Below are 20,976 nucleotides of genomic sequence, written 5' to 3' on the forward strand. Positions count from 1 at the left end.
GAGCGGATGCGGCGGTGGCGGCTGGTGCTCGGCGGCGGGGCCGCCGACGGCACCGGGTGCGCGCTCGACGGTGCGGACGCGCAGATGGACGGCGCGCTGGCGGCGCTCTACGACCAGAGCGGCCGGGACGGCGGGGCCAGGGGCGGCGAGGGCGGACGGGCAGACCGGCGGGAAGGAGGGCTGGGCGCGTCGGCGCCGCGGGTGGCGCGGTGGCTGGGAGACATCAGGACGTACTTCCCGTCCACCGTCGTCCAGGTCATGCAGAAGGACGCGATCGAGCGGCTCAACCTGACCAGGCTGCTGCTCGAACCCGAGATGCTCGAGGCCGTGGAGCCCGACGTGCACCTGGTGGGCACCCTGCTCGCACTCAACAAGGTGATGCCGGAGCAGGCGAGGGAGTCGGCCAGGGCGGTGGTGCGCACGGTGGTGGCGGAGCTGGAGCGCCGGCTGACCCAGAAGACGCGGGCCGCCGTGTCGGGGGCGCTCGACAGGTCGGCCAGGACGCACCGGCCGAAGCGCACGGCCGACATCGACTGGGACCGTACGATCCGGGCGAACCTGAAGAACTACCTGCCGGAGAAGAACACCGTCGTCCCCTCCCGCCTGGTGGGCTACGCGCGCCGGCAGCGGTCGGTGCAGCGGGAGGTGGTGCTGTGCATCGACCAGAGCGGGTCGATGGCGGCCTCGGTGGTGTACGCGAGCGTGTTCGGCGCCGTGCTGGCGTCGATGCGGTCGCTGAAGACGTCGCTGGTGGTGTTCGACACGGCGGTGGCCGACCTGACCGACCGGCTGCACGACCCGGTGGAGCTGCTGTTCGGCACCCAGCTCGGCGGCGGCACCGACATCAACAGGGCCATCGCCTACGCGCAGGGCCTCGTCACCCGCCCGGCCGACTCGATCTTCGTGCTGATCAGCGACCTGTACGAGGGCGGGGTCAGGGAGGAGATGCTGCGCAGGGTGGCGGCGATGACGCAGGCCGGCGTCCAGGTGATCGTGCTGCTCGCGCTGTCCGACGAGGGCGCGCCCTTCTACGACCACGAGAACGCGGCGGCGCTGGCCGCGATGGGTGTGCCCGCGTTCGCGTGCACACCCGACGCCTTTCCCGATCTCATGGCCGCGGCCATCGAGCGGCGCGACATCGCCCGCTGGGCCGAGCACCACACCGCCGCGCCCTGACCCGCCTCACGCGGCCTGCTGCTCAGGACGGGCGTGCCGGGGCAGCAGGTACGACAGCGCGAACGTCAGCGCCAGCAGCCCCACCTCGACCCACACGGTGACCTGCATGGCGGCGCCGAAGCTCCACTGCCCGGCCAGCATGTTGAAGAACAGCGTGCCGAGCAGCGCGGTGCCGAACGCGCCGCCGAGCTGCTGGACGCCGGTCAGCGTGCCGGAGGCGGAGCCCGACTCGTGCGGCTCGACGCCGGCGAGCACGATGTCGAAGAACGGCGCCATGGTGAGACCCATGCCGATGCCGGCCAGCGCGAGCCCGGGGGCGAGCTGCAGCGTGCCGACGTCGGTGCCGGCCAGGTGAATGGTGAGGGCGAGCGTGGCCGCGCCGGCGGCCATGACGACGGTGCCGATCTGCAGCAGGCCGCGCCCCAGCTTCTCCTGCAGCCCCGACATGGCGATGCCGAAGCCGACGACGCCGCCGAGTGCCTGGGGCAGCGCGGCCAGGCCGGCTTCGAGCGGGCTGAACCCGAGGCCGAGCTGGGTGTAGAGGCTGAAGACGAGGCTGAAGCCGATCATGCCGGAGAAGAACGCGAGCCCGGCGACGAGCCCGCCGGTGAAAGCCCGCTTGCGGAACAGGCTGGGCGTGACGAGCGGGTCGCGGCCCGAGGCGGCGCGGCGGGCCTCGTACCGGCCGAAGAGGGCGAACACCGCGATCGACGCGGCCATCGACACGAACGTCCAGGCCGGCCAGCCCAGCTCGCGGCCCTGGATGAGCGGGAAGACGAGCAGGAAGGCGGCGACCGAGACGAGCCCGACGCCGGGCAGGTCGAGGCGGGTGGCGCCGGTGGAGCGGTATTCCGGCAGGTAGCGCAGCGCGGCGAGGACGGCGGCCAGGCCGAGCGGCAGGTTGATCAGGAAGATCATGCGCCAGCCGGTGCCGAAGAAGTCGGCGTCCACCAGCCAGCCGGCCAGTACGGGACCGCCCACGGACGAGATCGTCATGACGGGCCCGAACATGCCGAACGCCTTGCCCATCTCGTGCGGCGGGAACATCTCCTTGATCAGCCCCAGCCCCTGCGGGATCATCACCGCGCCGAACAGGCCCTGCAACACGCGGCTGGCGATCAGCATCTCGGGGCTGACCGCCACGCCGCACAGCAGCGAGGCCGCGGTGAAGCCGCACGCGCCGATCACGAACATGCGCTTCTTGCCGTAGAGGTCGCCGAGGCGGCCGCCGGTGATCAGGCCGACGGCCATGGCCAGCGTGTAGCCGGCGCCGAGCCACTGCACGAGGCTGTCGGAGCCGCCCAGCTCCTTCTGCACGGTGGGGGCGGCGATCGTGGTGACGAGCGCGTCCAGGAGGTCCATGACCTCGGCCGCGAGGATCACGAACAGGGCGACCCAGCGCCATCGGTAGGGCTGCAGCTCGGTCTGCGCCGAGGGTGTGGTCACGGTCATGGGACAAACTCCTTGGATAACGGTGTTCGTAGCGACGAACGGCGTTCGTCAACGAACACCGTTGTAATAGCGAACACTGTTCGTGTCAAGTACACTGTTCGCCATGGTGGATCGCAAAGGAGCGGACGGCGTCCCGGCGCCGCCGTGGCGCAAGACGCGCAAGCCGGTGCAGCCGAGACGGCAGCTCAGCCAGGACCTCATCGTCGAGACCGGGATGCGCATCCTCGACGCCGAGGGGCTCGACGCGCTCAGCATGAGACGGGTGGCGCAGGAGCTCGACACCGGCCCCGCCTCGCTCTACGCCCACGTCGCCAACAAGGACGAGCTGCTGGAGCTGCTCTACGACCGGGTGCTCGGCGAGATCGTGCTCCCCGAACGCGATCCGGGCCGCTGGAAGGAGCAGCTGCGGGCGTACGCGCTGGAGGCGCACCGCGTGCTCGGCGCGCACGGCGACGTCGCCAGGGCGGCGCTGGCCACCATCCCCACGGGCGCGAACTCCGTACGCGCGGGCGAGTTCATGTACGGGCTGCTCGTCGACGCCGGCATGCCGCCCAGGGAGGCGGCCATCGCCCTCGACCGGCTCTCGCTCTACATCGTCGGCGACGCGTACGAGGGGTCGCTGCACTACGCCAGGATGCGCGCGGCCGGCTACGACAACAGGAAGGACTACTTCAACGCGTTCGTCGAGCAGATCACGACCTACTACCGGGCGCTCCCGGCCGAGCAGTTCCCCCACGTCACCAAGCACATCGACGACCTCGTGGACGCCGAGGGCGAGGAACGCTTCCGCTACGGGCTCGACCTCATGCTCGACGGCATCGAGGCCCGCATGCCCGAAGGTTGAGCCTGCCTTAGGCCCAATTGCCTAGGGCCGATGCCCGATGTGCCGGACAGGGGCCGCGCCATACGTTTTCCCACATGACGACGATTGTGGAGAAGACCGCGGCGGCCCCTCCGGGTGCGCTGGCCGCCCCCTACCGGGCCTTGAGCATCGGACTGGTCGCGCTCGTGACGCTGGTGGCGTTCGAGGCGATGGCGGTGGCCACCGCCATGCCCGTGGTGGCGCGCGACCTCGACGGCATGCCCCTGTACAACCTGGCGTTCAGCGCCACCCTGGCGGCCAGCGTGATCGCGACCGTGCTGGGCGGGCGATGGAGTGACGTACGCGGGCCGCTGCCGCCCATCGCGGCCGGCGTGGCCACCTTCGTGGCGGGCCTGCTGCTCGCGGGGTTCGCGCCGAACATGGAGGTGTTCGTGGCCGGCCGGTTCGTGCAGGGGCTCGGCGCCGGGCTGATCCAGGTGGCCCTGTACGTGCTGGTCGCCCGCGCCTACCCGCCCGCGATGCATCCCCGCGTGTTCGCCCTGTTCTCGGCGGCCTGGGTGGTGCCCTCGATGGTGGGCCCGGCGATCGCCGGTTTCGTGGTGGAGAACACCGACTGGCGGTGGATCTTCCTCGGGGTGTCGCTGATCGTGATCCCGGCGGCGCTGCTGCTGTGGCGCGGCGCCGCGGGGCGTACCGGTGCGGACGACCCCGTCGCAGGACCCGCGCCCGGCCTCGGACGCAAGCTCGTCTGGGCCACGCTCACCGCCGTCGCCGCCGCACTCCTGCAGTACGGCGGCGCGCTCAAGACGGCCGGCCTGCCCCTGCTCGCGGCGGGCATCGTGCTGCTCGCCGTGTCCCTGCCCAAGCTGCTGCTGCCCGGCTCGATGCGGGCCGCCCGCGGCCTGCCCACCGCGCCCGTCCTGCGCGGCCTGGCCTTCGGCGCGCTGACCGCCACCGAGGTGTTCATTCCGCTCATGCTGATGAACGAGCGCGGCCTGACCGCCACCGGCGCCGGCGTCGTGCTCACGATCGGCGCGCTCGGCTGGTCCACCGGGTCTTGGATCAAGGGCCGCGGCATGGTCGGCAACATGGCCGCCATCAGGGGCGGCGCCGCGATGATCGCCATCGGCATCGGGCTGGTGACGCTCGTCCTGCTCGACTCCATGCCGATCGCGGTCGCGTACGTCGCCATGGCCATCGCCGGTCTCGGCATCGGGGCGCTGCACCCGACGGTGTCCGTGCTGGTGCTGGAGATGTCCAAGGAGGGCGAGGAAGGCGGCAACAGCGCGGCCGTCGGCGTCGGCGAATCGGTGTTCACCGTGGTGGCGGTCGCGATCAGCGGCGCCCTGTTCACCGCCGCCGGCGAGAGCTACCTCATCGGCCTCGCCTTCACCGCTCTGCTGGCCGTCGGAGCCTTCGTGCTGGCCCCGCGTTTTGTGCACGCTTCGGCACCGGGCACTATGGAAGGAGCCGCGCCATAAAAGGGGGATGCATGCCGCGAGTCCGGGAGCTTGAGGTTTTCCGCCTTCTCCTGCCCTTCGGCAGGAGGTCGGAGAGCCTGCTCGTCAAGCTCACCGACCACGGGGGCATGACGGGGTGGGGCGAGACGACCGCGCCCCCGGCCAAGACCTGGTCGAGGCTGGAGGAGACGCTGGCGGCGCTGCTCATCGGCGTCGACTGGGAACACCCCGACACCGTGCCGAGCGGCGACAGCGCCGTCGACATGGCCTGCTGGGACCTGTGGACGAAGATGCGCGGGGTGCCGCTCGCCGAGGCGATCGGCGGCACCCGCACCTCCCTCATGGCGACCGTCCGGCTGTCGCCCGACTCGTCGGTCGAGGGCCTGGTCACCCGGGTCAACCAGCAGATCTGCGCCGGTTACGGACATGTCACCCTCGACGTACGGCCCGGCTGGGACGTCGAGCCCGTACGCGCGGTGCGGCAGGCGTACCCGGCGCTGACCCTGGCCGTCGACTGCGGCAACGCCTACACCGACCTCGACCAGCTCGTCGCGCTCGACTCCTACGGCCTCGAGGTCATCGAACGCCCCTTCGCCACCACCGACGTCCACTCCCACGCCTCGCTCCAGGACCAGGTGGCCGCGTCCGTGGCGGTCGAGGTCGCCTCGCCCGCCGAGCTCGACGACTACCTCACCCTGCGCGCGGCCCGCGTGCTGCTGCTGCGGCCGGCCGCGTTCCCTTCGCTGTCGGAGGCCCGCCGCGCCCACGACCGCGCCGCCGCCGCCGGATGGGACATCCAGTGCACCGGAGGCCAGGGCGCCGGCCTGGCCAGGGCCGCCACCGTCGCGGTGGCCAGCCTGCCGGGGTGCACGCTGCCGTGTGACGTGACGCAGCCGCCCCGCCAGAACCAGATCGTCACGCCCGTGGTGGGCGCGAACGGCGGGGTCATCGCCGTGCCGCTGACGCAGTCGGGGCTCGGCCACGAGATCGACGAGGACCGCCTCCGCCGCATGACCAAGGAGTCCTTCCACGCCTGACCTCCGGGCGCCGGGCGAGCGGCCGGTCAGGGCGCCGTCGTCGCGTTGCCGCGCTCGTCCCACCACTGCTCGCTCACCAGCTCGCCGCCGCTCCTGAGCCGGGATCAGGAATGCAGCGAGCGGGCCAGGTGCACGCCGGTGATGATGTCGGCGATGCCGGAGAAGCGGGACCCGGCCTCGATGAGCGCGTCACGGACGCCGTGCGTACGGTCCACGAGCCCGCTCGTGGGCGTGCCGGCGGCGACGATCAGCGCGAGCGCTGACAGGGCGAGCAGGCGGCGGTGCATGACGGACCTCCCGAGGTACGGCGACACCGCCCAGGAGATCATGAGGGCCGCCGCGCCCGGCGGGTACGCCACAGCGCCGAGGCGGGTTCTTTACCGATCAGCTCCTGCCCGATCAGCTCCTGGTCGAGGGGCCGCAGCCCTGGGTGAGGCCCTGCACGGGGTCGTCGCCGTCCTGCTTGGCCGACTTCTTCTTCGGCGCGGGCGTCTTCGAGGATGAAGCCGGCGGTGAGGCCGACAGTGAGGCCGGCGGTGAGGCGGACGGTGAGGCCGAGGCCGGTGCAGCCGAGGGGGAGGCGGAGGCCGCGACGGGCCGCTCGGGACGGGACGACTCGCGGATCGCCTTCTGGGCCAGGGAGCGGATCTCGTCCCAGTCGGGGTAGCCGGTGTTGATCAGCGGCGGCACGAACTGCAGGCTGGTCACCTCGGCGTTCTTCACCTTGAGCGCCAGCGGCACGAGGTGCTGCAGCATCGGCTGCGGGATGTCGGTCCTGATCAGGTTCTTGGTGGCCCGCGCGACCTGGTTGAACCTGGTCAGGATCGTCGCCGGGTCGGCCTGGTCGAGCAGCGCGCCGATCACGCAGCGCTGGCGGCGCATGCGGGTGTAGTCGTCGCTGAAGGTGCGCGAGCGGGCGTACCACATGGCGTCGGCGCCCTTGAGGCGGCGCGTGCCGGCCTTGACCAGGCCCTCGTTGTACTTGCCGAAGACGACGTCCTGCTCGACGGTGATCGTGATGCCGCCGATGGCGTCGATGAGGCGGGCGAAGCCCCACATGTTGACCAGGGCGTACCAGTCGACGTCGAGGCCGAGGGTGTAGCCGATGGTGTCCATCAGCACCTTCGGACCCTGGTGCTGCCTGCCGTCGAACAGCTCGGGGTGGGCGTCGGCGTACTCCCACACGCTGTTGAGCAGGTCGCTGCTGCCGCCGCCGGCGTCCTTCGGCAGGTCGAAGCCGCCGGGGAAGCGGCGGGCCATCGGCGTGCCGGGACGGAAGCGCACGTCCTCGAGGTTGCGCGGCAGGCTGAACAGCACGGTGTTGCCGCTCCGCACGTCGATGCTGGCCAGGTGCATGCTGTCGGTACGCACACCGGTCCTGTTGTCGTCGGCGTCGCCGCCCAGCAGCAGGATGTTGACCCGCTCGCGCCCCGCCCACGGGTCCTCAGGCTCTGGTTCGGGGGCCGGCGGCTGATCGGCGAGCTCGGGTGGCTGGAAGATGTGGTCGAGCGCCTGCCGGTAGGTGTTCGCGGAGTGGGCGGCGTACCCGAACGGCACCACGACCACGACGGCGAGCAGCCCGGCCAGCGTGCCGGTGAGCGCCTGCCCCGCCGGGCCGAGCCGGCCGGGCCGCAGCACCACGAACGAGTGCACGATCAGCACGAACCAGGCCGCGCCCAGCACTCCCGTGCCGATCATGACGGCGATGATCCACGAGTTCTGGGTGGCCGAGCCGAGCAGCGTGCCGAGGTCGCTGGTCAGCGCGACCGCGAGCACGGCGAGCAGCGTGGCGGCGTAACAGGAGAGGAGGACGAGGCCGGTCCTGCGCCGGCCGGCGCGCAGATGAGCGGCCCCGGGTGCGAGTGCCGCCAGCACGAGCCACCCGAGGACCGCCGCGGCGCTCCCTGGTTCCTTCGCCTGCTCCACGCCTTCCCCGTTTCCCCGCGTGTTCCACCATAGGCGCGAAGCCCTCAAACCCGGTGGTCAACCGCGCGGCGCGGTCGTCCCCAGGTTCATCGAGGCGGCAGCCTATGCTCCGTATACGAAATATGACGTTATCTGGGGATGAATTTCAGCGACCGAATAAGATTCTGGGCATGGGCTTCTCAGAGATCGAGTACGGGGTGACCGATCGCATCGCCACCGTGACATTGAAGCGTCCCGACCGGCTGAACGCCTTCACCTTTACGATGCGCGGAGAGTTGATCGAGGCTTTCGACCTGGCCGACGCCGATGACGACGTCCGCGCGGTGGTGGTCACCGGGGCGGGCCGGGCGTTCTGCGCCGGGGCCGACCTGGGCGGCGGCGGAGGCACGTTCAAGGGCAAGGAGTGGGGCGAGACCGTGGACGGCGTGCCGCGCGACGGCGGCGGCACGGTCGCGCTGCGCATCGCCCGCTCGCTCAAGCCCGTCATCGGCGCGATCAACGGCCCGGCCGTCGGCGTCGGCGTCACGATGACGCTGCCCATGGACGTCCGGCTCGCCTCGGAGGACGCCACATTCGGGTTCGTGTTCGCGCGGCGCGGCATCGTCACCGAGGCGGCGTCGAGCTGGTTCCTGCCCAGGATCGTCGGCATCGCCCAGGCCATGGAGTGGGCCGCCACCGGCCGCGTCTTCCCCGCCTCCGAGGCGCTCGAAGGACGGCTGGTCTCGCGCGTCCATCCAGCGGACGAGCTGCTGCCCGCCGCGTACGCGCTGGCCAGGGAGATCGCCGACAACACCTCGGCCGTCTCCGTCGCCGCCATCCGCCGCCTCATGTGGTCGGGCCTGTCGGCCGCCTCGCCCTGGGAGGCGCACGCCGCCGACTCCCGCCTCATGACCGAGCTCGGCGGCGCGCCCGACACGGTCGAGGGCGTCACCGCCTTCCTCGACAAGCGGCAGCCCGACTTCCCGATGCGGGTCAGCACCGACCTGCCCTCCGGCGTGCCCTCCTGGCCCGACGATCCCTATCGTGTCTAGCATGTACGAGATCACCGTGCTGCCCATGCCCGACGACTTCGAGGGCGAGGTCGTCGCGACGCTGGTGTCCAGGAAGGCCGAGCCCGCCTCCCGCAGGGCGGTGCTCTACCTCCACGGCTTCACCGACTACTTCTTCCAGGACCACCTGGCCGACCACTACGTCCAGCGCGGCATCGACTTCTACGCGCTCGACCTGCGCAAATACGGCCGATCCCTGCTGCCGCACCAGACCAGGGGCCTGGTCAGGAGCGTCACCGAATACTTCCCCGAGATCGACGAGGCCGTCCGCGTCATCAGGCGCGACCACGACGAGCTGACCGTCAACGCCCACTCCACCGGCGGGCTCGTCGCGCCCCTGTGGGCCGACCGGGTGCGCGGGCGGGGCCTGGTGCAGGGGCTCGTGCTCAACAGCCCGTTCTTCGACCTCAACGTGCCCACCCACCTGCGGCTGGCCGCCGACCTGCTCAAGACGCCGCTGTCGTACACGCGGTGGGTGCTGCCGCTGCGCTCAAGCAACGTCTACGGCCGCACCCTGCACCGCAGCGAGCACGGCGAATGGGACTACGACCTGGAGCTCAAGCCGCTCGGCGGCTTCTCCGTGCACGCCATGTGGCTGGCCGCCATCCGGCGCGCCCAGCGGCGGCTGCACGGCGGGCTCTCCGTGGACGTACCGGTGCTCGTGCTCGCCTCCAGCAACGGCCTGCGCGTACGCGACTTCGTCCCCGAGGCCCGCTCGGCCGACATCGTGCTCGACCCCCGCCACATCGCCCGCTGGTCCACCTCGGTCGGGCCGCACGTGACCTGCGTGCGCATCCAGGACGGCGTGCACGACCTCGTGCTGTCCGCCGAGCCCGCACGCAAGCAGGTCTTCGCCGAGATCGACCGCTGGATGGCCGCCTTCATTCACCACGACGTTCAACAGGACGTTCAGCAGGGCGTTCAGCAGGGCGTTCAGCAGGGCGTTCACCAGGGGAAGGAGAACAGCCCATAGTAGGCGGCGGCCACGAGCAGCAGCCCTGTGCCGCCCAGCACGCCGGCCACGGACACGTACTGCCAGCGGGTCGGCTGCAGCCCCTCGCGCAGCGCCGACACGTACGCCGCCACCGCCGTGACCTCCTGGATCAGCATGAGCACGGCCAGCAGCCGCACCACCAGCCAGCCCGCCAGCACGGCCGGCCAGGCGCCCGCCTGGTTGACCGAGAACAGCACCAGCAGCGTGATGAACGCGACCACCGAGGCCAGCAGCGTGAGCCCGGTCCACGCCATCCGGGTCAGGCGCCGCCTGATCGGCGGCCACAGGCGGGCGCTGGTCTCGACGGGGGTCTGGTGGCGGTGCCGCAGGCGGACCACCATGGCCGCCACCGGGCCCGCCACGTAGCCGACGGCGGCCAGGCAGATCGTCAGGCCGAGCATCGTGCCGCCCGCGTACCAGGGGGCGGCCGGCACGTCGCTCGCCTCGAACCGCTGCACCGGCGTCGCGCCCGCCATGTGCACCGCCGGCTTCGCCGTGCGCGGCAGGCCCTTGATCCAGTTGGCCAGGGTCTCCAGGTAGCCGCTGGTGAAGTCGCCGCCGTTGACCCGCATGGCGTGATCGCCCTTGGCCATGAACCGGATCGTGTAGTCGTCGTTGCCCGCCTTGCCGAGCGCAGTGATGAGCGCCTTGGTGGACTCGACGAAGGGGATCGAGGGGTCTGTGGTGCCGTAGAACGCCAGGACCGGCTGCTTGACCTGGCTTAATGCGGGCATCGCGTCGTAGCGCAGGAAGTCGAAGCCGACGCCGCCCATCGCCCTGGTCAGCAGGTCGCGTACGCCGGCGGGGGCCCGCAGCCGCAGCAGCTGCTCGTTCAGCGCCCAGGCGACCTGGCGCAGCGGGGAGACGTTGGGGGACGACACCAGCACGACGAACCCGACCGACGTGCTCTTGGCCGCCGCGATCGGCACCACCCAGCCGCCCTCGGACACGCCCCACACGCCCACCCGCGCGGGATCGACCTCGGGCCGCGTCCGGAGGTACTCGACCATGCGCAGCACGTCGTCCGCCAGCAGGCCGAAGTCGCGGCGGCGGAAGTCGTAGCCGATCGTGCGCTTGTCGAACGCGATCGTCACCACGCCCGTCTTCGCCAGGAACTCCGCCTGCGGCGTGAACTCCTCACGCGAGCCGTTGCCCGACCCCGACACGAACACCATCGCCGGGTGCCGCCCAGGCGTGAGCGGCACCCGCAGCGTGCCATGGAGCCGCTGGGCCTCCGCCGGGATGGAGATCTTCTCCTCGCGGATCGCGCCGGCGGCGATCACCGGCCTCAGCTCCTCGACGGGCTGAGGCGGGATCGCCTGAAAAGCTGGATCGACCTTGAGCGGCGGCGGGTCGAATGCGGGCGGCAACACGTACCCGACCGTCGCGAGAGCCACCAGCACCAGACCGGCGGCGACGCTCAAGGTGCCACGGCCAGTGCGCATCGGCCTCCCCATGTGCGTTGGTTTGCCCGCTGATCTTTCAGCCTACTCCCGGCGCGTGGGACTGGAGAGGCCGCATTTGTCGGTGAGAGCTGTTAGCTTCCTGCGACATGCGGATCCTGCACACCTCCGACTGGCACCTCGGGCGCTCCTTCCACCGCGAGAGCCTGCTCGCGGCGCAGGCCGCGTTCGTCGATCACCTGGTCGAGACCGTGCGGGCCGAGCGGGTCGACGTCGTGGCGGTGGCCGGCGACGTCTACGACCGCGCGCTGCCGCCTGTCGACGCCGTCGCCCTGCTCGACGAGGCGCTCGCCCGGCTGCGCGCCGCCGGGGCCCGGGTGGTGCTGATCAGCGGCAACCACGACTCGGCGCTGCGGCTGCGGTTCGGCTCGGCGCTGTTCGAGGCGGCGGGGGTCCACGTGCGCACCTCGCCCGACCAGTCGTGGGAGCCCGTCGTGGTCGACGACGTCGCCTTCTACGGCATCCCTTATCTTGAGCCCGAGCTGGTCCGCGCCCAGTGGGAGCTGCCCGACCGCAGCCACACCGCCGCCATCACCCACGCCATGACCCGCATCAGGGCCGACGCCGCCCGCCACCGCGCCTCGGTGGTGCTGTCCCACTGCTTCGTGACCGGCGGGCAGGCCAGCGACAGCGAGCGCGACATCAGCGTCGGCGGGGTCGCCCACGTGCCGCTGACGGCGTTCGACGGTGCCGACTACGTCGCGCTCGGCCACCTGCACGGGCGGCAGCGCATGTCCGAGACCGTGCGCTACTCCGGCTCGCCGCTGGCCTACTCCTTCTCCGAGGTCGGCCACGTCAAGGGCTCCTGGCTGGTGACACTGGGGGAGGAGGTGGAGTTCGTGCCCGCTCCCGTGCCCCGTCCCGTCGGGCGGCTGCGCGGCGAGATCGACGACCTGCTCACCCACCCCCGCCACGCCCCCTACGAGGACCACTGGCTGCAGATCATCCTCACCGACCCGGTGCGCCCCAAGTCCGCGATGGACCGGCTGCGCGCCCGCTTCCCCCACACCCTCGCGCTGTCCTTCGAGCCCGTGGGCGCCGTCCCCGCCGCGCAGCCCGTACGCCTCAGCGGGCGGCCCGAGGCGGAGGTCGCACTCGACTTCGTCAAGGAGGTCCGCGGCGAGCCTGCCGCACCCGAGGAGGAAGACCTGCTAAGACAGGCCATCGAGGCGTCCAGGGTGAAGGAGACGATGGCGTAGATGCGGCCGCACCGGCTCACGCTGACGGCGTTCGGCTCCTTCCCCGGCACCGAGACCGTCGACTTCGACGCATTGTCCGAGGCTGGGCTCTTCCTCGTCCACGGGCCCACCGGGGCGGGCAAGACCACCATCCTCGACGCGCTCTGCTTCGCCCTCTATGGTCAGGTGCCCGGCCAGCGCAACAGCGCCCGCAGCCTGCGCTGCGACCACGCCCCGCCCGGCACCGGCCCTTCGGTGACCCTTGAGGTGACCCTCCGGGGCCGTTTACTGCGCATCCAGCGCTCACCCGCCTGGCAGCGGCCCAAGCTGCGCGGCACGGGCGTCACCGAGGAGAAGTCCAAGGTCGTGCTGTCGGAGTGGCAGGGCGCCGGCTGGCATGGCCTCACCACCCGCCTCGACGAGGCCGGCGACCTCGTCGGGCAGCTGCTCGGCATGAACGCCGACCAGTTCTGCCAGGTGGCCATGCTGCCGCAGGGCGACTTCGCCCGTTTCCTGCGCGCCGCCGGCGACGAACGCGCCAAACTCCTCGAGCGCCTCTTCACCGTCAAGATCTTCACCTCGGCCGAGTCGTGGCTGGCCGAGCATCGCAAACAGGCCTGGCGCGAAGCCCAGGACCTCCGCCAGGAGGTCGACTTCGCCGTCAAACGCCTGGAAGAAGCCGCCGGCCCGACCCTCCTGCACTCGCTCACCCCGGACCCTGAGCGCACCGAGCCCACCGAGCCCACCGAGCCCGTGGCCTCAGCCGCTGGGGAGGTCCCGTCGCCGGAGGAAGAGCCGTTGCCGTGGGCGGGGGCGCTGCTCGCCGCCGCGGGGGCCGTCGTGACGCGAGCCGAGGAAGAGCACGCCGCGGCAGGCGTCGCCGTACGCGCCGCGCGCACCCGGTTCGAGCAGGCCGCCGCCCTGGCCGAACGGCAGCGCCGGTACGCCGAGGCGCTCACCCTGCGCCGCACCCTCGACGAACGTGCCGACGAGCGCGCCGACCTGCTGGCCATCCTCGACGACGCGGCAAGAGCCGACCGCGTCGTCCCCCTGATCACAGCAGCCAGGCAACGCGCCGAAGCCGCAGCCAAGGCCCGCGCCCTGGCCGCCGACGCCATCGCCCGCGCCCGCCCTCTTCTGTCCTCCTCCGACCCCTCCGGCCCCGCCGACCCCGCCGACCCCTCCGCCCCGGACGGATCCCCAGACGGGCGGTACGGCGATCAGCGGCGGATCGAGGAGGACGGGCCCAGCGTCGGGGAGCTGGCGGCGCTGGAGCGGGCGCGGCAGGACGAGATCGCGCGGCTGCAGGAGCTGCTGACCGAGGAGGCCAGGCTCTCCGTGGTCAGGCGCGACCTGCTGCGGGTCGAGGACGAGCTGGCCGAGCTGCTGCGCGCCGACGAACGCGTGACCGCCCGGCTGGCCGAGCTGCCCGCCCTGATCGAGCAGGCCGAGGCGGGCCTGGCGATGGCCCGTACCGACGCTGCGAGGATCCCGGCCGCCAAGGCCGCACGTGACGCCGCCGCGCACCTCATCGAGATCGACGGCGAGCTGGCCGCGCTGGCGGCCGAGCTCGACGGGCTGGCGCAGCGCGAGGCCGAGGTGGCCGCCGCGGAGGCCGAGCTGCCCGCCCGGCTCGCCGAGGCGGAGGCCGCGCTGGCCGACGTGCGCGCCCAGGCCGCGGCCATCCCCGTCCAGACGGCGGCGCTGGAGTCGGCCGGGGCCGCGCTGGAGGCGACGCACCGCCGCGAGACGCTCGCGGGCGAGCTCGAAGCGGCGAGGGCCGCGCACCAGGTGCTGGTCGACCAGGCCCAGGCCGCCCGCGAACGCTGGCTCGACCTGCGGCAGGCCCGCATCGACGGCATGGCGGCCGAGCTGGCGCGCGACCTCGCCGACGGGCGGCCGTGCGCGGTCTGCGGCTCCGAGCACCACCCCCACCCCGCCGCGCCCGCCCCGAGCGCTCCGTCCGCCGACGACGAACGCGAGGCCGAGGCCGCCCACGACGCCGCCCTGAGCGAACGCGAGGCCGCCGAACGTACTCTGGCCTCACTGGAGTCCCGCCACGCCGACGCCGCCGCGGCCACCGACGGCCTCGACGTCGCCACCGCTGAGGAGCACGTGGAGCGGGCCGAGCAAGAGCTGGCCCGCCTCCAGGCGGTCGCCGACCGCGAGCCCGCCCTGGCGCAGGCGCTCGAGAGGGTGGAGGCCGACCGCGAACGCGTCCGCGACGAGGCCCGCGAGATCGCCGAGGCCCTCGCCGCCACCCGAGCCCACCGGGCCCAGCGGCAGGCCGAGCGGGCCCGCGTACGCGCTCAGCTCGACCTGGTTCCCGGGGCTGAGCGAGCCCAGGGAGAGGGCGTAACGGCGTGGCTCGATCCCGACGACGCCATGGCCGACCGGGAGCAGGAGGTGCGGCTCGGCCCGGAGCTTGAGGCCGAGGTGGCGCTGGCGGCGGCTGAGCGCGAGTTGCGCAGGCTTCAGGAGTCGGCGGCCGGGGAGCCTCGGCTGGCGGAGGAGGCAGCGCGGCTCGGACGCGAGCGTGGCGAGCTGGAGGAGCAGGGGCGCCGGGTGGCGGCGCGCCTCGCGGCCGCGCGTACCCGGCATGAGGAGCTGAGCGGCGACGCGGGACGGCTCAGCGCGCGGCTCGACGCGGCGCGCGGGGGCGACGCCACACTGACCGCCCGCCTGTCCCGGCTGAACGACGAGGCCGAGCTGCTGCGTGAGGCGCTGGAGGCGACGCAGGCGGCGGTGTCCGCCAGGGACGAGCTGGCCAGGGCGAAGCGGGCGGCCGAGGAGGCGGCGGCGGAGGCCGGGTTCGGCGACGTGCGCGATGCGGAGGCCGCGTACCGGAGCCCGGCCGAGCGGGAGCGCCGGGCCGAGCTGCTGCGCCGGCTCGACGACCAGCACGCGGCCGTCAGCGGCGTGCTCGCCGACCCCGAGCTGGTGGCCGCCGCGGCCGAGCCCGCGCCCGACCTGGCCGCGGCCGGGGCCGAGCGTGACGCGCTGGAGGAGGAGCACACGCGGCTGGCGAGCGTACGCGACCGGGCGGCGGCCAGGGCGCGGCGGCTGGCCGAGCTGCGCGACGAGCTCGCCGGGCACCTCGAACGCTGGCGTCCCGCCGCCGACCGGCACCGCCTCGCCGAACGCATGGCGTCCCTGGCCAGCGGCACGTCCAGCGACAACCAGTGGAGCATGAGCCTGTCGTCGTTCGTGCTGGGGGAGCGGCTGCGGCAGGTCGTGGCCGCCGCCAACGAGCGGCTGGACCACATGTCGGGCGGCCGCTACCTGCTCAGGCACGACCTCGGGAAGACGGCCGGGGCGCGCGGGCGGGCCGGCGGCGGGCTGGGCCTGAAGGTGGCCGACGGCTGGACCGGCGTCGACCGCGACCCGGCCACGCTGTCCGGCGGGGAGAGCTTCATCACCTCGCTCGCCCTGGCGCTCGGGCTGGCCGACGTCGTCACCGCCGAGGCGGGCGGCGCGGAGCTGGGGACGCTGTTCGTGGACGAGGGGTTCGGCACGCTCGACGAGGACACCCTGGACGGCGTCCTCGACATCCTCGACGGCCTGCGCGACGGGGGCCGTGCCGTGGGCATCGTCAGCCACGTCCCCGAACTCCGCTCCCGCATCACCGCCCAGCTCAAGGTCACCAAGACCCGCACCGGCTCCACCCTGAGCGCCGTCGGCGTCACCTGACCTCCCACCGCCCGCCGATCAGCTCGGCGAACGGCGGAACGCCACCCCGCAAGGCGCGCTCAATCCGGAACGGCGCCGCCCCTGGGGACGTGGCGCTCGTCCTGGAACGGTGCCTCGTTTCGGGAGGGCCGTGGCGCTCGTCCTGGAACGGTGCCTCGTTTCGGGAGGGGACGTGGCGCTCGTGCGGCCGGACGTCCTCAGCCCGCCTGCTTCTGGAGCCCTCGTGTCGCTTGCGGGCCACCGAAGGAGGTTGTGGCGTTGTCCACGGGGGAGTCGCTGGTCACGGCCGGTCTGTTCCCCCATGCCGGAAGGTCATGTGGGTGGGTGGTTCTGCGGGGGTGGGCTGGTGGTGAGGAGGATGGGGCGGGAGGTATAGGTTGTGGGCGAGATCGAGGGTTTCAGCCTCTGAGGAGCGGCTCATGCGCGTCGTCGTCACCGGAGCACACGGGAAGGTGGGCAGGGCCGCCGTCAAGGCCCTGGCCGAGGCGGGGCACGAGGTGACCGCCACCGACCTGGCCCGTCCCGTCTTCGAGCGGCACGATCCCGGCGAGCCGCGCTATCTGCAGGCCGATCTGACCGACGCGGGGCAGGCGTACGCCATCACGCACGGGGCCGACGCCGTGGTGCACGCGGCGGCCATCCCCGACCCCACCTCCAACGCGCCGCACGTGGTGTTCCACAACAACCTGATGGCGACGTTCAACCTGATCGAGGCGGCGGTGCGGCTGGGGGTGACCCGGTTCGTCAACATCTCCAGCGAGACCGTCCCCGGCTTCTTCTTCGCCGAGCGGCCCTTCCTGCCGGACTACGCGCCGGTGGACGAGGAGCATCCGGCCCGGCCGCAGGACCCGTACGCGCTGTCCAAGCACTTCGGCGAGCAGCTCATGGACGCGGCGGTGCGCCGCTCCGACATCAGGTGCATCTCGCTGCGGCCGAGCTGGGTGCAGCACGAGGGCAACTACGAGCGCAACCTCGGCCCCCAGGTGCGGGACGCCGGCGAGATCGGGGCCGGGCTCTGGAGCTACACCGACGTGTACGACCTCGCCGACGCCATCGTGCTGGCCGTCGAGTCCGACCTGCCGGGGCACGAGGTGCTCTACATCGCCGCGCCCGACAACGCGGGCGGGCACGACTTCGCCGCCATGCTGCGCCGGATCCACGGCGACAAGATCGAGCTGCGCCCGCTGTCCCGGGTCGACTCGTCGGGCGTCTCCTGTGAGAAGGCGTACCGGATGCTGGGCTGGACCCCCAAGCGGACGTGGCGCGACTACCTGGACGAGAACGGCCGTTCCCGCCAGAGGTGACGCCCGTCTCTAGAGGGCGGTGATCAGGGCGGGCAGTTCGGCGGGGTGGTGGAAGAGCGTCGCGCCCAGGCCCTCCAGCCGGGAGACCGGCGTGATGCCGCCGGCGAAGGCCAGGCAGCGCATGCCCGCGCTGACCGCCGCCGTCACCCCGACGGGGCTGTCCTCCACCACCACGCACGCCTCAGGCTCGGCCCCCATGGTGGCGGCGGCGTGCAGGAACAGGTCGGGCGCGGGCTTGCCCTCGGCGACGTCCTCGGCGCTGAACACGCGCCCGTCGAAGTGATGGGCCAGCCCGGTGAGCCGCAGATTGTGGCGGATCGTACGGTGGCGCCCGTTGGAGGCCACGCAGAACGGGATCGTGAGCCGTTCGAGCACGTCGGTGATGCCTTCGACGACGCGCAGCTCGGCGTCGACCGCGGCGCGGTACTCCGCGGTGAACCGGTCGCGCCACCCGGGCGGGGTCGCGCCGACGTACTGCTCCCAGTAGTCGCCGGTACGCCCGACGAACAGCTCGATGTACTCGTCCTCGGTCATGTCCCGGCCGAGCCGCCGCAGGGCCGCCAGCCCCACGCGTACGGAGATCGGCTCGCTGTCCACCAGCACCCCGTCACAGTCGAAGATCACCAGCTCGACCGCCAAATCCACTCCTTCTTCGCGAACGTTCCGTAGTGAAACTTAACATCACCCCAGGTGATAGCGTCCTCGTATCGATTCACAAGACGATCGTCCGCATAGTGAGACAGCATGACAGTTTCCCCCCAGACCGACGCCCCCAGCCGGTCCCGGATCGCGGCGGCCAGCCTCATCGGCACCGCGATCGAGTTCTACGACTTCTACATCTACGGCACCGCCGCCGCCCTGGTGCTCAACACCGCCTTCTTCCCCGAGATGGACCCGGTGGCGGGCAGCCTGGCCGCGTTCTCGACGTTCGCCGTGGCGTTCATCTCGCGCCCGCTCGGCTCGGCCGTGTTCGGGCACTGGGGTGACCGCATCGGCCGCAAGTCCATGCTGGTCGTGTCCCTGCTGGTGATGGGGCTGTCCACGGTCGCCATCGGCCTGCTGCCCGGCTACGCCGCCATCGGCGTGATCGCGCCCGTCCTGCTCGTGCTGCTGCGCTTCACCCAGGGCATCGGCCTCGGCGGCGAATGGGGTGGCGCGGCGCTGCTCGCCACCGAGCACGCACCGCCCGGCAAGCGCGGCCTGTACGCCATGTTCCCGCAGCTCGGCCCGTCGGCCGGGTTCATCGTGGCCAACGGGCTGTTCCTGGTGCTCGGCGAGACGCTGAGCGACGGGCAGTTCGAGAGCTGGGGATGGCGGCTGCCGTTCGTGGGGAGCCTGCTGCTGGTGATCGTGGGCCTGTACGTCCGGCTCAAGATCTCCGAGACGCCCGTCTTCCAGGCCGCCATGGACCAGCGCCGCATCGCCAGGGTGCCGTTCGCCGGCCTGATGCGGCACCAGTGGCGGCGCGTCCTGCTCGGCGCCGGCGCCATGACCATCGCGTACACGCTCTTCTACACCGCCACCACCTACTGCCTGGCCTACGGCACCGACGTCCTCGAGATCTCCAAGACCACGATGCTGGCGCTGTCGATGATCGGTGTGGTGTTCATGGCGGCCGGCACGGTGGTCTCGGCCATGGTGTCCGACCGGCTGGGCCGCCGCCGTACGCTGATCACCGGCGTGATCGGCGCCATCGTGTGGGGGGTGGTGATGTTCCCGCTGATGGAGACCCGGGTGATCTTCTTCGTCGGTCTCGCGCTGGCGGGCGCGCTCGGGCTGATGGGCCTGGTCTTCGGGCCGATGGGGGCCTACCTGCCCGAGCTGTTCAACACCGAGTACCGCTACAGCGGCTCGTCCGTCGCCTACAGCCTCGGCGGCGTGCTCGGCGGCGCGGTGCCGCCCCTGGTCGCCACCAGCATGCAGGCGAGCGGGCTCGGCGCGCTGGCCGTCGGCGGGTACGTCTCCGCGATGGCCGTCCTCAGCCTGCTCTGCCTGCTCGCCCTGCCGGAGACCGGCGACCGCACCCTGTGACGGCCGTGCTTCAATCAACGTTGACGGTCGTCAACGTGAAGGGCCTTCGGGGTGGAGTGGATCGACGCGGCCGCGGCGTCGGAGCGGCTCGGGGTCAAACCCGCCACGCTGTACGCGTACGTGAGCCGCGGCGTCGTGCAGCGGCGGCACAGCGAGGACGGGCGGCGCAGCCTGTTCTCCGCCGAGGAGATCGAACGCCTCGCCCGCCGCGGCCGGCCCCGTGCCCAGCCGCCTGAGCTGGTCATCGAGTCGGCCGTCACGTCGCTCGGCGTGGACCGGCCCTACTACCGGGGCGCGGACGCGCTGGCCCTCGCCGGTACGGCGCCGTTCGAGACGGTCGCGGAGTGGCTGTGGACCGGCGACCCCGCCATCTGGCACCGCCCGGCCCGGCCCCGCCGCCCCAAGCAGCAACGTCCGGCCGGGCTGGGGCGGTCGCTTTCGGACGGGCCGCGGCGGTCGGAGAGCCTGGGCGGGCCGGAAGGGCCGCAGGGGCCCGGGATCGGTCAGGACGGGTGGCGGTTTGAGCCGGGCGACGGGTTGCGGGCCGCCTGCGCCGCCCAGCGCGGCCTGCCCGGCGACCTCCTGCCGCTCGACCGCCTCCAGGTCATCGTCACGGTCCTCGGCGCGTCCGACTCCCTCCGCTACCAGCTCGACCCCGCCTCGGTCACCGCCACGGCCCGCCGCCTGATCGCGGGCATGGTGGACGCGATGCCGCCCCTCCGCGACGACGACACCCAGGGCGGCACGATCGCCGAACGCCTCTGGACCCGCCTGTCCCCGCACCCCGCCGGCCCCGGCCTGCTCGACGCGCTCAGGGCCGCCCTGGTGCTGCTCGCCGACCACGAATTGGCCGCCTCCACACTCGCCGCCAGGGTCGCCGCCTCCGCCAAGGCCGACCCGTACGCGGTGGTCCTGACCGGCCTCGGCGTGCTGAGCGGCCCGCTGCACGGCGGCGCCTCGTACGCCGCGGAGCGCCTCCTGGCCGAGATCACCCACCCGGGCGAGGCACCACGCGTCATCGGCGAGCGGCTACGGCGCGGCGAACGCATCCCCGGCTTCGGCCACAGCGTCTACAAGAGCGGCGACGCCCGCGCCACCCTCCTCCTCGACCTGCTCAAGAAGGCCGTCATGCCCTCCGACGGTCCGGCGGGCGAGCGGATCGCGGCCCTGGACGCCGTACTGGCCGAGATGCGCCGTCGCCGCCTCCCGCACCCCAACGTGGACCTCGCCCTCGCCACCCTCGTCACCGTCAGCGGCATGACCCGCGGCGCCGGCGAGGCGATCTTCGCGGTGGCCAGGGCGGCGGGCTGGCTGGCGCACGCGATGGAGGAGTATCGCCGCGGCTCCCTCCTCCGCCTGCGCGCCTCCTACACCGGCCCGCCACCCAGGTGAA

Annotated in this window: 16 protein-coding genes; 11 read left to right on the forward strand and 5 right to left on the reverse strand. The window is 72.5% G+C overall.

Annotated elements, in window-relative coordinates; translation table 11 throughout:
* The first annotated feature begins 6 nt into the window (after window positions 1-6).
* Window positions 7-1,176, forward strand: a complete 1,170-nt coding sequence (locus AB0K28_RS02445) for a VWA domain-containing protein (protein ID WP_345409280.1) — start codon at window positions 7-9, stop codon at window positions 1,174-1,176.
* Window positions 1,177-1,182: 6 nt separating this feature from the next.
* Here AB0K28_RS02445 and AB0K28_RS02450 read toward each other — a convergent pair whose 3' ends face one another.
* A complete protein-coding gene (locus tag AB0K28_RS02450; protein ID WP_364364131.1) occupies window positions 1,183-2,628 on the reverse strand; it encodes an MFS transporter in 1,446 nt (481 codons plus the stop codon).
* 103 nt (window positions 2,629-2,731) lie between these two features.
* On the opposite strand from AB0K28_RS02450, the gene AB0K28_RS02455 reads away from it, so the two are divergent.
* The 3 genes from AB0K28_RS02455 (at window position 2,732) to AB0K28_RS02465 (ending at window position 5,948) form a co-directional block, all read left to right on the forward strand.
* Window positions 2,732-3,472, forward strand: coding sequence for a TetR/AcrR family transcriptional regulator C-terminal domain-containing protein (locus AB0K28_RS02455; RefSeq protein ID WP_364364134.1), 741 nt, complete (start codon window positions 2,732-2,734; stop codon window positions 3,470-3,472).
* A gap of 74 nt (window positions 3,473-3,546) precedes the next feature.
* Complete coding sequence (locus AB0K28_RS02460; protein ID WP_345387025.1) at window positions 3,547-4,932, forward strand: MFS transporter; 1,386 nt, start codon at window positions 3,547-3,549, stop codon at window positions 4,930-4,932.
* Between the two features lie 11 nt (window positions 4,933-4,943).
* The gene (locus tag AB0K28_RS02465) at window positions 4,944-5,948 is read left to right on the forward strand and encodes an enolase C-terminal domain-like protein (protein ID WP_364364137.1); all 1,005 of its coding nucleotides are present in this window, start codon (window positions 4,944-4,946) and stop codon (window positions 5,946-5,948) included.
* Between the two features lie 104 nt (window positions 5,949-6,052).
* Here the strand turns inward: AB0K28_RS02465 and AB0K28_RS02470 are convergent, their stop codons facing one another.
* Window positions 6,053-6,307 carry a hypothetical protein gene (locus tag AB0K28_RS02470; protein WP_345387021.1) on the reverse strand — a complete coding sequence of 85 codons (255 nt, stop codon included), beginning with the start codon at window positions 6,305-6,307 and terminating at the stop codon, window positions 6,053-6,055.
* Window positions 6,308-6,347: 40 nt separating this feature from the next.
* Complete coding sequence (locus tag AB0K28_RS02475; protein WP_364364141.1) at window positions 6,348-7,874, reverse strand: LCP family protein; 1,527 nt, start codon at window positions 7,872-7,874, stop codon at window positions 6,348-6,350.
* A gap of 170 nt (window positions 7,875-8,044) precedes the next feature.
* Between AB0K28_RS02475 and AB0K28_RS02480 the strand changes: the two genes are divergently transcribed.
* Complete coding sequence (locus tag AB0K28_RS02480; protein ID WP_364364144.1) at window positions 8,045-8,905, forward strand: enoyl-CoA hydratase-related protein; 861 nt, start codon at window positions 8,045-8,047, stop codon at window positions 8,903-8,905.
* A 1-nt stretch (window position 8,906) separates the two neighbouring features.
* Window positions 8,907-9,896 (forward strand): alpha/beta hydrolase, encoded by a 990-nt coding sequence (locus AB0K28_RS02485; protein WP_364364147.1) that lies wholly within the window; start codon window positions 8,907-8,909, stop codon window positions 9,894-9,896.
* Here the strand turns inward: AB0K28_RS02485 and AB0K28_RS02490 are convergent.
* Complete coding sequence (locus tag AB0K28_RS02490) at window positions 9,869-11,362, reverse strand: prolyl oligopeptidase family serine peptidase (RefSeq protein WP_364364150.1); 1,494 nt, start codon at window positions 11,360-11,362, stop codon at window positions 9,869-9,871. The genes AB0K28_RS02485 and AB0K28_RS02490 overlap by 28 nt on opposite strands.
* 107 nt (window positions 11,363-11,469) lie before the next feature.
* On the opposite strand from AB0K28_RS02490, the gene AB0K28_RS02495 reads away from it, so the two are divergent.
* The 3 genes from AB0K28_RS02495 (at window position 11,470) to AB0K28_RS02505 (ending at window position 17,552) form a co-directional block, all read left to right on the forward strand.
* Entirely contained in the window at window positions 11,470-12,579 is a 1,110-nt protein-coding gene (locus tag AB0K28_RS02495; RefSeq protein ID WP_364364153.1) for an exonuclease SbcCD subunit D, read from the forward strand.
* Window positions 12,580-16,248 (forward strand): SMC family ATPase, encoded by a 3,669-nt coding sequence (locus tag AB0K28_RS02500; RefSeq protein ID WP_364364156.1) that lies wholly within the window; start codon window positions 12,580-12,582, stop codon window positions 16,246-16,248. It begins immediately after the preceding gene.
* Between the two features lie 419 nt (window positions 16,249-16,667).
* Window positions 16,668-17,552, forward strand: coding sequence for an NAD(P)-dependent oxidoreductase (locus AB0K28_RS02505; protein WP_364364159.1), 885 nt, complete (start codon window positions 16,668-16,670; stop codon window positions 17,550-17,552).
* Between the two features lie 9 nt (window positions 17,553-17,561).
* On the opposite strand, the gene AB0K28_RS02510 is transcribed toward AB0K28_RS02505, so the two are convergent.
* Window positions 17,562-18,197, reverse strand: coding sequence for an HAD family hydrolase (locus AB0K28_RS02510; RefSeq protein ID WP_364364162.1), 636 nt, complete (start codon window positions 18,195-18,197; stop codon window positions 17,562-17,564).
* Window positions 18,198-18,296: 99 nt separating this feature from the next.
* Here AB0K28_RS02510 and AB0K28_RS02515 point away from each other — a divergent pair, with 99 nt between their 5' ends.
* Both AB0K28_RS02515 and AB0K28_RS02520 read left to right on the forward strand, forming a co-directional pair.
* Window positions 18,297-19,583 carry an MFS transporter gene (locus AB0K28_RS02515; RefSeq protein ID WP_364364165.1) on the forward strand — a complete coding sequence of 429 codons (1,287 nt, stop codon included), beginning with the start codon at window positions 18,297-18,299 and terminating at the stop codon, window positions 19,581-19,583.
* A gap of 51 nt (window positions 19,584-19,634) precedes the next feature.
* On the forward strand, window positions 19,635-20,975 hold the full coding sequence (locus tag AB0K28_RS02520) for a citrate synthase (RefSeq protein ID WP_364364168.1): 1,341 nt from the start codon (window positions 19,635-19,637) through the stop codon (window positions 20,973-20,975).
* Window position 20,976 lies beyond the last annotated feature (1 nt).

This window comes from Nonomuraea sp. NPDC049504 (assembly GCF_040676845.1).
Taxonomy (GTDB): Bacteria; Actinomycetota; Actinomycetes; order Streptosporangiales; family Streptosporangiaceae; genus Nonomuraea; species Nonomuraea salmonea.

Coding starts and splice junctions, on each gene's coding strand:
- AB0K28_RS02460 (WP_345387025.1), top strand. CDS start 3,547: ATGACGACGATTGTGGAGAAGACCGCGGCGGCCCCTCCGGGTGCGCTG.
- AB0K28_RS02480 (WP_364364144.1), top strand. CDS start 8,045: ATGGGCTTCTCAGAGATCGAGTACGGGGTGACCGATCGCATCGCCACC.
- AB0K28_RS02490 (WP_364364150.1), bottom strand. CDS start 11,362: ATGCGCACTGGCCGTGGCACCTTGAGCGTCGCCGCCGGTCTGGTGCTG.
- AB0K28_RS02500 (WP_364364156.1), top strand. CDS start 12,580: ATGCGGCCGCACCGGCTCACGCTGACGGCGTTCGGCTCCTTCCCCGGC.
- AB0K28_RS02515 (WP_364364165.1), top strand. CDS start 18,297: ATGACAGTTTCCCCCCAGACCGACGCCCCCAGCCGGTCCCGGATCGCG.
- AB0K28_RS02485 (WP_364364147.1), top strand. CDS start 8,907: ATGTACGAGATCACCGTGCTGCCCATGCCCGACGACTTCGAGGGCGAG.
- AB0K28_RS02450 (WP_364364131.1), bottom strand. CDS start 2,628: ATGACCGTGACCACACCCTCGGCGCAGACCGAGCTGCAGCCCTACCGA.
- AB0K28_RS02495 (WP_364364153.1), top strand. CDS start 11,470: ATGCGGATCCTGCACACCTCCGACTGGCACCTCGGGCGCTCCTTCCAC.
- AB0K28_RS02445 (WP_345409280.1), top strand. CDS start 7: ATGCGGCGGTGGCGGCTGGTGCTCGGCGGCGGGGCCGCCGACGGCACC.
- AB0K28_RS02455 (WP_364364134.1), top strand. CDS start 2,732: ATGGTGGATCGCAAAGGAGCGGACGGCGTCCCGGCGCCGCCGTGGCGC.
- AB0K28_RS02465 (WP_364364137.1), top strand. CDS start 4,944: ATGCCGCGAGTCCGGGAGCTTGAGGTTTTCCGCCTTCTCCTGCCCTTC.
- AB0K28_RS02505 (WP_364364159.1), top strand. CDS start 16,668: ATGCGCGTCGTCGTCACCGGAGCACACGGGAAGGTGGGCAGGGCCGCC.